This window comes from Magnetospirillum sp. WYHS-4 (genome assembly GCA_039908345.1).
Classification (GTDB): domain Bacteria; phylum Pseudomonadota; class Alphaproteobacteria; order Rhodospirillales; family GLO-3; genus JAMOBD01.
The window spans coordinates 1-9,888 of sequence record JAMOBD010000091.1; the positions used below are offsets into that span (position 1 = coordinate 1).

The 9,888-nt window shown below is 66.2% G+C and carries 6 protein-coding genes, 1 pseudogene and 1 riboswitch; of the genes and pseudogenes, 3 read left to right on the forward strand and 4 right to left on the reverse strand.

The annotated features are described in order from the left end of the window. Window positions 1-67: 67 nt before the first annotated feature. The gene (locus H7841_17110; protein MEO5338584.1) at window positions 68-1,507 is read right to left on the reverse strand and encodes an AAA family ATPase; all 1,440 of its coding nucleotides are present in this window, start codon (window positions 1,505-1,507) and stop codon (window positions 68-70) included. Window positions 1,508-1,679: 172 nt separating this feature from the next. Here H7841_17110 and H7841_17115 point away from each other — a divergent pair. The 3 genes and pseudogenes from H7841_17115 (at window position 1,680) to H7841_17125 (ending at window position 5,967) form a co-directional block, all read left to right on the forward strand. Then, window positions 1,680-2,014, forward strand: a pseudogene (locus H7841_17115) (IS4 family transposase). 173 nt (window positions 2,015-2,187) lie between these two features. Beyond that, window positions 2,188-2,300, forward strand: a riboswitch (TPP riboswitch). Beyond that, window positions 2,295-4,085: a phosphomethylpyrimidine synthase ThiC gene (gene thiC / locus H7841_17120; GenBank protein ID MEO5338585.1), complete on the forward strand. Its 1,791-nt coding sequence runs from the start codon at window positions 2,295-2,297 to the stop codon at window positions 4,083-4,085. It overlaps the preceding riboswitch by 6 nt. Before the next feature lie 88 nt (window positions 4,086-4,173). Next, entirely contained in the window at window positions 4,174-5,967 is a 1,794-nt protein-coding gene (locus tag H7841_17125; protein ID MEO5338586.1) for an ATP-binding protein, read from the forward strand. Between the two features lie 3 nt (window positions 5,968-5,970). Here the strand turns inward: H7841_17125 and speE are convergent, their stop codons facing one another. From speE to H7841_17140, 3 genes are all read right to left on the reverse strand, one after another. Further along, entirely contained in the window at window positions 5,971-6,840 is an 870-nt protein-coding gene (speE, locus tag H7841_17130) for a polyamine aminopropyltransferase (GenBank protein ID MEO5338587.1), read from the reverse strand. Continuing rightward, window positions 6,837-7,319: an adenosylmethionine decarboxylase gene (gene speD, locus H7841_17135; GenBank protein MEO5338588.1), complete on the reverse strand. Its 483-nt coding sequence runs from the start codon at window positions 7,317-7,319 to the stop codon at window positions 6,837-6,839. The genes speE and speD overlap by 4 nt, the downstream gene beginning before the upstream one ends. Before the next feature lie 162 nt (window positions 7,320-7,481). Next, window positions 7,482-9,888, reverse strand: a 2,407-nt coding sequence (locus H7841_17140) for a tetratricopeptide repeat protein (protein ID MEO5338589.1), incomplete at its 5' end; no start/stop codon positions are given.

Here is a 9,888-nt window from a genome sequence, read left to right on the forward strand (position 1 = left end):
GCCCGCGACCTGGCCCCCGGCCTCGCCCGCCCCGAAGCCCCGGCCGCCTGCCCGGCACGGCGCTGACTCAGACTTCCGCCGTCTCGGCGCGGTGGGGATGGCGGCCACGGCCGAGCCAGTAGCAATAGAGGCTGGCCGGCGCCAGGGTGATGTCGACGCCCTGCATGCGGCCCGGCCGCGCCAAGCTGTGGGTCAGGATGAAGGCCTTGGCCGATCCGCCGCTGCCCTTCACGAATTGGATCAGATTTCCCGGTCCCTTGCTGGCCTGGGCGTAATGGTCGTTCCAGTCCATCTCGAAGGCGGCGCTGGGCTTGCCGTTGCGCGGGTCGAACCCGACCAGGTCGACGCCGCCGCCGCGCCAGACGGCGTAGGACAGATCGTTTTCCGCCTCGGAAGCCCGCCACTGGGCCACCACGGCGCACTGGACCAGGCGCGGGAAAGCGTCGTGGCCGATCGGCGAGGGCCCGAACAGCGAAGCATAGAGGCAGGGCGTCGACAGCAAGACCTTGAAGCCCACCGCCCGCTGGAAGGGATTGCCGTTCTGGTCGACACGATCCAGACGGCGGATCAGGTGGGCCGATATCAGGAAGTCCAGATACTTGCGAATGGTATTCTTGGCGATACCGGTGACCTTGGCGATCTCGTCGATGCTGATCTCGCGGCCCGTATTGAAGGCCAGCACGGTGAGAACCCGGTTGACCTCCTGGGCGTCGCTGATGCCGAACAGCCCGGGCAGATCCTTGTGCAACACCCGGTTGGTCAGGCCGTCGCGGATGAAGGTCGGCGCGGGCGCCCCCTCGGTCTTGCCCAGGATGCCTTCGGGAAAGCCGCCGAAGTTGATGTAGCGCATGAACTCCTCGTTGAGCACGGGGAGTAGCGTTTCCTTGAACACGGCCTTGCCGTGGGGCTTGCCGGCGCCGGGGCCGAAGAGCTTGTCCTCGCTGCCGCGGAAACGCAGGAATTCCACGAAAGTGAGCGGCGGCAGGACGAAGACCTGATAGCGCCCGCCACCCGCGTTCGCTTCGCCGCCCGCCGGCGCCCCGGCCGAAACCGCGCAGACGAATCGGGTGCGCGGCCGCATGCGCGCCAACTGCGACACCGTCTTCTGCCAGTCGGCCACATATTCGGCCTCGTCGAAGAATACGTAAAGTTCCGCCTCCGGCCCGTGACGGTAGCGGCGCAGGAACATCTCGAACAACACCGCCAAATCGGCCCCGGCCAGGCTGGGGGTGGTAAGCGAGGCGTAGAATACGTGGGTCGGCTTGACGCCGCCTTCGATCAGGCGGGCCACGGTCTGGCGCAGCATCACCGTCTTGCCGCCGCGCAAGGGGCCGGTCAGAACCAGGATGTCGCCGGCGCCGGCGCCCATCATGCGGTTGAAGAAGGACGGGAAGAAGATTCGCTGGGTGGAGGCGCGGAATTCGATGCGGGTGTCGGGCTTCAGGTCCCACCAGGGATTCTCGAAGACGAGACGCTGGAACAGGTCGTTGTCGGAGATGATATGCATGCGCCCCCGTCCCCTTCCAGGCTCTCCGGCGCTGGCTCGCCGACGCCCCAAGATCAGCTTTGTGATCTTACCTTCCCTAATTTTCTTTGTCGGCCAGAAAGGCCGTAAAGTCAAGGGGCTGGCCTCGCTCTGCCATCCCTCACTTTGAGCTTGCCTTGAAGAATCCATAATGGTGATGGTGAGCGTGCGCATCGGCGGGCGGGCGCTGCCGCTGGCCTGGCGGATCAAGGAGACCTAAGGCGCCATCGGCTTCGCTGACCAGCGGACGGCCTTGGAGACGGTCCTGCCCATGCTGCCTGAAGGGGTGAGGCCGGTGCTGATGGGAGACCGCTTCTACGGCTCGCCCGACCTGATCGCCTGGTGCCGGAGGCAGGGATGGAAATCGCCCTTTCCGAACCCCGGACCGTGCATCGGGCCTTCGATTACGGCCTGCACTGGGGCATCGAGGCCATGTTCTCCGACTTCAAGACCAGGGGGGCGGGCTGGAAGACAGCCAGATCAGATAAACGTCCGGCCGCTCCCCCCCGCAAGGCGGCGCGCAGCTTGATATCCCTCTTCACGCGCGACATCCAGCGCCTCCACTCCCCTGCCACTCCTCTGGCGGGACTGGAGAAACAGAGGGATGGCAAGCTTTGGCCAGCTTGCACCCTTGACGCCGCCCGGCGGGCGCCCCACATTGCCGTCACGCCCAGGGGAGCCCCGGCATAGGGGCTGAGATGCCGCGGATGTGCGCGCAAACCCTTCGAACCTGATCCGGGTCATGCCGGCGTAGGAATGGGAGACAGCCATGCCCGATTCGCTTCTCGACCGCTTGTCCGTCACCACCGGCCCGATTCCCGGGTCGCGCAAGGTCTACCAGCCGGGCCGCCTGCACCCGGACCTGAGGGTGCCGCAGCGCGAGATCGCGCTTTCGCCCACGGCCGGCGAGCCGCCGCTGTTCGTTTACGACACCTCGGGCCCCTATACCGACCCGGCGGCGGCCATCGACATCGCCAAGGGCTTGGCCCGCCTGCGCGAGCCCTGGATCCGCGCCCGCGGAATCGAGGAATACGAAGGGCGCGTCGTCCGCTCGGAAGACAACGGCGGCCAGAGCGTCACCCCCTTTTCGCAGCGCCACCGCCCCTTGCGCGGCCTGAAGGGCCGGCCGGTCACCCAGTTGGAACTGGCCCGCGCCGGCATCGTCACGCCGGAAATGGAATACGTCGCCATCCGTGAGAACGAGGGCCGCGAACGCCTGCTGGCGGACCGGGACGGCGAGGCCCTGGGGGCGGCCATTCCCGATGTCTGCACGCCCGAATTCGTGCGCGACGAAATCGCCCGCGGACGCGCCATCCTGCCGGCCAACCTGAACCACCCCGAGGCCGAGCCGATGATTATCGGCCGGAACTTCCTGGTGAAGATCAACGCCAACATCGGCAATTCGGCGATTTCGTCCTCGGTGGCCGAGGAAGTGGAGAAGATGGTCTGGGCCATCCGCTGGGGCGCCGACACGGTGATGGACCTGTCGACGGGACGCAACATCCACGATACCCGCGAATGGATTCTCCGCAACAGCCCGGTGCCCATCGGCACGGTGCCCATCTACCAGGCGCTCGAGAAGGTGGGCGGCATCCCCGAGGACCTGACCTGGGAACTCTATCGCGACACTTTGGTCGAACAGTGCGAACAGGGGGTGGATTATTTCACCGTCCATTCCGGGCTCAGGCTGCGCCACGTGCCGCTGACCGCCAGGCGGGTGACCGGCATCGTGTCGCGCGGCGGCTCGATCATGGCCAAGTGGTGCCTGGCCCATCACAAGGAAAGTTTCCTTTACGACCGCTTCGAGGACATCTGCGAGATTCTTCGCGCCTACGACGTCGGCCTGTCCCTGGGCGACGGGCTCAGGCCCGGCTGCACAGCCGACGCCAACGACGACGCCCAGTTCGGCGAGCTGGACACCCTGGGCGAGCAGTGCCGCGTCGCCTGGGACCACGGCGTCCAGGTGATGATCGAAGGCCCCGGCCATGTGGCCTTGCACAAGATCCGGGAGAACATGGAGCGTCAACTCCAGGTCTGCCACGAGGCGCCCTTCTACACCCTGGGGCCCCTGGTCACCGACATCGCGCCCGGCTACGACCACATCACCTCGGGGATCGGCGCCGCCATGATCGGCTGGTACGGCTGCGCCATGCTCTGCTACGTCACGCCCAAGGAACACCTGGGCCTGCCCGATCGCCACGACGTGCGCACGGGGGTGGTGACCTACAAGATATCCGCCCATGCCGCCGACCTCGCCAAGGGCCATCCGGGCGCCAGGCTGCGCGACGACGCCATGTCCCGGGCCCGTTTCGACTTCCGCTGGCGCGACCAGTTCGCCATAGCCCTCGATCCGGAAAGGGCGCAGGAATTCCACGACGAGACCCTGCCCGCCGAAGGCGCCAAGACGGCCCATTTCTGTTCCATGTGCGGGCCCAAGTTCTGCGCCATGAAGATCACCCAGGACGTGCGCGCCGCCGCGGAAGCGGAAGCCGGCATGGAGGAAATGTCCCGCAAATTCCGGGAACAGGGCGGAGATATATACACCGATCGCTTAGTGTAATATTTATTAGATTGTTCTTATTAAACGAGATTCGGCTTTCCCATCCCTGGCTCCGGGAGTACTTTGAAGGCGATAGGGAGGGTTGCCGGTGTATCAGGCGGGGCTCAAGCGGGCTATCCTGGGACCTTTGATCGTCGCCCTCGCGGGATTGGCGGTCGCTTTCGCGGTCATCTTGTCGATGACTCGCGAACAACTCTACCAGCGCGATCTGCAACACGCCGTGCAGGGCTTCCGTAGCCGGCTCGACGGGCGCATCGACAAGGCGGTGCGGACCATGGAAGCGGCCCTGGCGGCCGTCCAGTCGGACCCGCGCATCGACGCCGCCTTCGCGGCCCGCGACCGCCAGAAGCTGCTGTCGACGGCCGAGCCTCTGTTCCGCCGCCTGAATGCCGAACAACGCATTTCCCACCTCTATTTCCTGGATGCCGATGGCCGGGTGGTTCTGCGGGTCCATGCGCCCGAAGACCATGGCGACATGCCGGCCCGCGCTACTTTGCGCCGGGCGCGCGAGGCCGAAGTTGCCAGCCACGGCATCGAGCTGGGACCGTACGGAACCCTGACGCTCCGCCTGGTGGCCCCCTGGCGGGACCGGACCCAGCGCCTGGGGTACGTGGAATTCGGCATCGAACTGGAAGACCTGGTGGGCGGCCTGCAGCGGGACGAAACCATGCGCAGTTTCGTCTTCGTCTACAAGGACCTGGTCGAGCGGGCGGCCTGGGAAAGAGGCATGGCGCTCTTCGGGCGCAAGGGCGAATGGGACCGCTTCCGCCAGGTGGTGCTGATCAGCCACGATGCGGCCGAGATCACCCCGGCGCTGCGGCCGGTGATCGATGCCCTGGGGCCCGGCGGAAGGCCCGAGGACCTGCGCAGCGCCCGCATCGAGGACGGCCATCGCCAGCTTCTGGTCGCCCTCCTCGGGGTCGAGGACATCACCGGCTGGGAAGTGGGCAAGGTGGCCGTTACCGCCGATGTCACCGCCGTCCGCCAGGGCTTCTACCGCGACTTGGCCTGGATCGGCGTGCTGACGGCCGTCGTCGGTCTGGTGCTGGCGTCGGCCTTCTACTGGCTCTTGGACCGGGTGCAGAAGCGCTTGGCGAGCGCCGAGACGAGGCTGGTGGAAACCGCCCGCGCCGCCCAGGCGGCCAGCGAGGCCAAGACCATGTTCCTGGCCGTGGTCAGCCATGAACTGCGCACGCCGCTGAACGCCATCATCGGCTTTTCCGAGATGATGAAGGGTGAGATGCTCGGACCCATCGACAATGCGGCCTACAAGGGCTACGTGGGCGATATCCACCGCTCGGGCAGCGATCTGCTCCGGCTAATCAACGACATCCTGGACATCGCGCGCCTGGAAGGCGGCCATATCGAATTGAAACCGCAGCGCCTCGCCCCCGCCGATGTGGCCGGCGCCTGCCTGCGCTCGGTGGCGGGACGGGCGCGGCGCGAAGGGGTATCGCTGATCCACGACATCCCGTCCGGCCTGCCGCCGGTGCTGGCCGACGAACTACGCCTCAAGCAGATCCTGCTCAACCTGCTGACCAATGCCATCAAATTCACCCCCACCGGCGGCAGCGTGCGCCTGGAAGCGGCCATGGACGGCGGCATGCTGGCCTTCAGCATCGCCGACACGGGGGTCGGCATGCGCCCCGAAGACGTCCCCAGGGTCCTCGATCCCTTCGTGCAGCTGGCCGACCAGATGACCCGCCACCACGAAGGCGCCGGCTTGGGGCTACCCTTGACCAAGAACCTGGTGGAACTCCATGGCGGGCACCTGACCATCGAGACGGCGCCCGGACGAGGCACCACGGTGACCGCTACCTTTCCCTTGGCGCCGGCCAACGACGACCTCGCCCCCGCCGCCGAGGGCGAGGCGGTACGATAGCCTTCAGGCCTTGTCGACCAGCGCCTGGATGAAGTTGGGCAGGCGGAAGGCGGAAACGTGGATGCCGGGGTTGTAGTAGCGGGTCTTGATCTTCGCCTTGGCGAACCGTTCGGCGACCGTCTTTTCGGCCACGTTGCGCATATCCTTGTTGTCGGTTCCCCAGGCGAGCGTCATGAAGCCGCCCACGTAGGTCGGCACCACGGTGGCGTAGAAGGACACGTCGGCGAACACCGGCCCCAGGCGCCGCTTGGTGGTCGCCACCTCGTCGGGCTGGAACATGGGCACGCCGTTCTGGGTGACGATCACCCCGCCCGGATTCAGGCAGCGCTTGCAGTCCTTGTAGAACTGCTGGGTGAACAGCACCTCGCCCGGCCCGATGGGGTCGGTGGAATCGACGATAATCACGTCGAAGCGGTTCCGGGTTTCCGCCACGTACTTGAGACCGTCGGCGATCACCAGATCGGTGCGCGGATTTTCGAAGGCGCCGTCGGACAGGCTGGGCATGTACCTGGTGCAGAGATCGACCACGCTGCGGTCGATTTCCACCATGGTGCAGACCTCGACCGCCTGATGCTTGAGCACTTCGCGCAGCACGCCACCGTCGCCGCCGCCGACGATCAGCACGCGCTTGACGGCGCCGTGGGCCAGGATGGGCACATGGGCCTGCATCTCGTGATAGCAGAACTCGTCGCCCTCGGTGGTCTGGACGATGCCGTCCAGGGCCAGCACACGGCCGAAATGAGGCGTCTCGAAGATCACCAAGTCCTGGAAGTCGGTCTTCTCGCGAAAGAGGACCGACTTCACTTCGAACCGCTGGGCGTAGCCTTTCTTGGTGATCTCGACGTGGAGGACTTCGTCGAACCAGTTGGTCACGGAATCAGCCCCCGCCGGTGTTCGGATACCTGGACGTGCGATGGCCCGAAGCGTTCCTTCAGGATGGGCAACCCGTGATAGGGGTTGCACTCCCCGCACATGAAGATGTCGATGGCCGCATAGCCCCGTTCCGGCCAGGAATGGATGCTGATGTGCGATTCCGCCAGCACGACCACCCCCGATACCCCGCCGTTGGGCGAGAAGTGGTGGAAATGGGAATGGAGAATCGTCGCCTTGGCGGCGCGGGCGGCGTCGCAAAGCGCGTCGTCGATCCAGCGCGGCTCGTCCAGCCGGCTGGCGCCCCACAACTCGATCAGCAGATGGGTTCCCGCGAACTTCACCCCGTCCTTGCAGACGAAGTAATCCTTGTCGTTATCGACCGAAGCATAGGTCGAATCGTGAATCTTGGTGCTGTCTTGGGTGTTGCTCGGGAGAAGCTCCGAGGCCATCCCCAATTCGGCAAGGGCGTTACCGTCCATCGCTCCCTCCAAACCAGTAGATGCCCCATCGGGGTATGGGGGTCCCTATAACGCCAACCCCCCCCCTGTTCAAGTTAAATTCTCCCCCGGGTTAAATTTTTTTGACGGCCGTGTCCCCTTCGCGCAAACCCGCAGCCAGCATGGAGTTTCCGCAGGCGGCCCTCAATTGATCCCGCTGAGGTTCTCGCGCGCCAGCAGGGCGCGGTAAGCGTTCATGAAGGCCTGGAAATTGGCGGCTTCCGCCACCCGGCCGGCGATCGTCGAATAATCGATCAGGCCATCGGCCGGCGTCCGCGAGATCAGGCGGAAGGGGTCCTTGTACGGGGTGGCATCCATCGGCGCCATATAGTCCTGGCGCAGCTTGGCCGTGCCTCGCTCGTTGCCCGACAAGGTGAGCGCGATGGCCAGGTTGAGGATGAAGCGGGCCTGCTCCTCGCTTACCGGCTTGTTGGGTTCGGCCTTGGCGTTCTCCAGCAGCTTGCGGTAGGCCTGGGCGGTGTTGGGCCAGTCCTTGAGATCCCAGAAGATGTCGGCGCGCAGGCGGTCGGCGTTTGGGCTCTTGTCGGCCTTGAGCAAGCCCAAGGCCTCGTCGTGGCGGCCGAGCTGCATCAGGATGCGGGTCTGCAAATGGCGGCGCAGGTCGGCCAGTTCCTGGGGCATGCCGGGTTCCTCGCTGCCCTTCAACACCTCCAGGGCTTTTTCCGCCTTCTGGTCGAACAGATGGACGAGCGCCAGCCGCGCCCCCACCCGCGCCCGTTCCACGCCCTTCAGGCGATATTGAACCTGCTGTTCAAGCAAGGCCGCCGCCTGTTCCAGCAGGTCGACCTTGACCAGGCGGTCGGCCAGCTTGCGGATCATCTCGTCGCCGCGTGGCCCGGCCGGGGTGAGTTCCTTGAATTCGTCGTAAAGGGCGATGGCGGTGATCGGCGGCAGGCTGTCGGCGGCGTCTTCCAGGTAGAGCCGGGCGAAGGCGTCGGCCATCTGCTGGGTGACGGCGGGCGCGTCGGGATGCTGGCGGAAATAGGTGGCCGCCTGGCGGAGCGTGCGCAGGCCGTCGCGGAAGGCGCCTTCCTCGATATAGAGGCTGCCCATGCGCCGCAGCAGGGCGAATTCCTGGTCGTCGCCCCGCCAGGTGAAGCGCAGGTCTTCCAGTTCCTCGATCAGTTCGGCGCGCGAAATCTTGTTCAGCTTGTAGAGCAGTTCGCCGCGCGCCACGGTGGCCTTGACCTCGCTGGGCAGATGGGTGCCCTCCATGACCCCTTCCCAGGTGGCGACCGCCTTGTCGAAATCGCCGGCCACCGCCTTCAGCCGTCCGTCGACGTAGTCGAGTTGGAGCTGGTCCTTGTAACCCAGTTCCTCCTTCTGCAGCACCTCGAGGAACTGGGCGGCCGCCTTCAACTCGCCGCTTTCGATGGCGGCTTCTGCCACCAGCAGTCCCAGCGGCAGCTTGATGATCTTGGGGTAGGACCGGATCAGGGCACCGGTGCGCAGCAGCTCGCCTCCGGCCCCGGCGACGTCCCCAGCCGCCGCCTGGGTCGCCGACAACCAGAGCGCCGCCTCGTCGTTTCCCTGCAGGCTCTGATGGCTGAAGTGTTCGCGGGCATCTTCCCAACGCGACATCAGGAAGCTCGCCGCTCCCTTGAGCGCCCGATGTTCCGCCTGGTTCAACTGGTCCGGCCGCTCGGCGTCCATCACGTCGAGAATGCCCAGGGCTTCCGCGGCCAATCCGGCCGACAGCAGGAAGCGCGCCAGATCCACCCGAGCCTTGTCGCGGGAGATGGCTCCCGCACTGGCCGCGACGACCTTCTGGAAGCGTTGCCTCTCCAGGGACACCGTCTTCGGCGTTCCGCGCCGCCACTTCTCGAAGTCGAAGACCTTCGACAGGGCACCGGCCCCCGCCAGCTTGCCCCCCGCGGCGGCCGAATCGGAAACGGTCGACAAGGCAAGCTTGCCGGTAGCGGCGGTGATCTCGATGCCTTGGCGCAGGGGCCGAACCCGCAAGTCGTCGGTCCAGGGCTTGACCACGACGCCCTGCACCGAAGGCAGGACGTCGAGTTGCGGATAGGACCAAGCCTGCTGGAGACCATGGCCCAGGGGAATCACGGGCACCACTACCAGGGTATCTCCAGCTTCCGGGTCGGCGACGGCGATGGCGCGGCCTGGCTCGGGGATGGGCACGAAGATGCGGGCGCCCACGGGGGAATCCGGCTGTGCCCGCAGATCGATGCGGGTCGCGGCCTTCATGTCGATGCGTGCCAGGTCGATGATCCAGGCCAGGCCGTCGCGACGTGGTAGGGCATTGACGCCTGGCATGGTCTCGAACCGCAGGATGGTGCCGTCGGCGGAGGGAACCTGATCGACGGTGCGGACAGTGCCACCCGCCGCGCGCCGCAACAGGTCGGGCGAAATCTGGACGGCGCGGTCGAAGACAACGAAGACGGCCGCTCCCCGCCGGAAGACGGCGGCGGCCACGGGTTCCTCCCAGTCGAAGCGCAGCGATACGGCCCCGCTGGGCGCCGACGCCGCCGTGCCCGGCTTGGCGGCGGGCGGAGTGGGAGCTGCCGGAGCG

Coding starts and splice junctions, on each gene's coding strand:
- H7841_17110 (MEO5338584.1), bottom strand. CDS start 1,507: ATGCATATCATCTCCGACAACGACCTGTTCCAGCGTCTCGTCTTCGAG.
- speD (MEO5338588.1), bottom strand. CDS start 7,319: ATGGACGGTAACGCCCTTGCCGAATTGGGGATGGCCTCGGAGCTTCTC.
- thiC (MEO5338585.1), top strand. CDS start 2,295: ATGCCCGATTCGCTTCTCGACCGCTTGTCCGTCACCACCGGCCCGATT.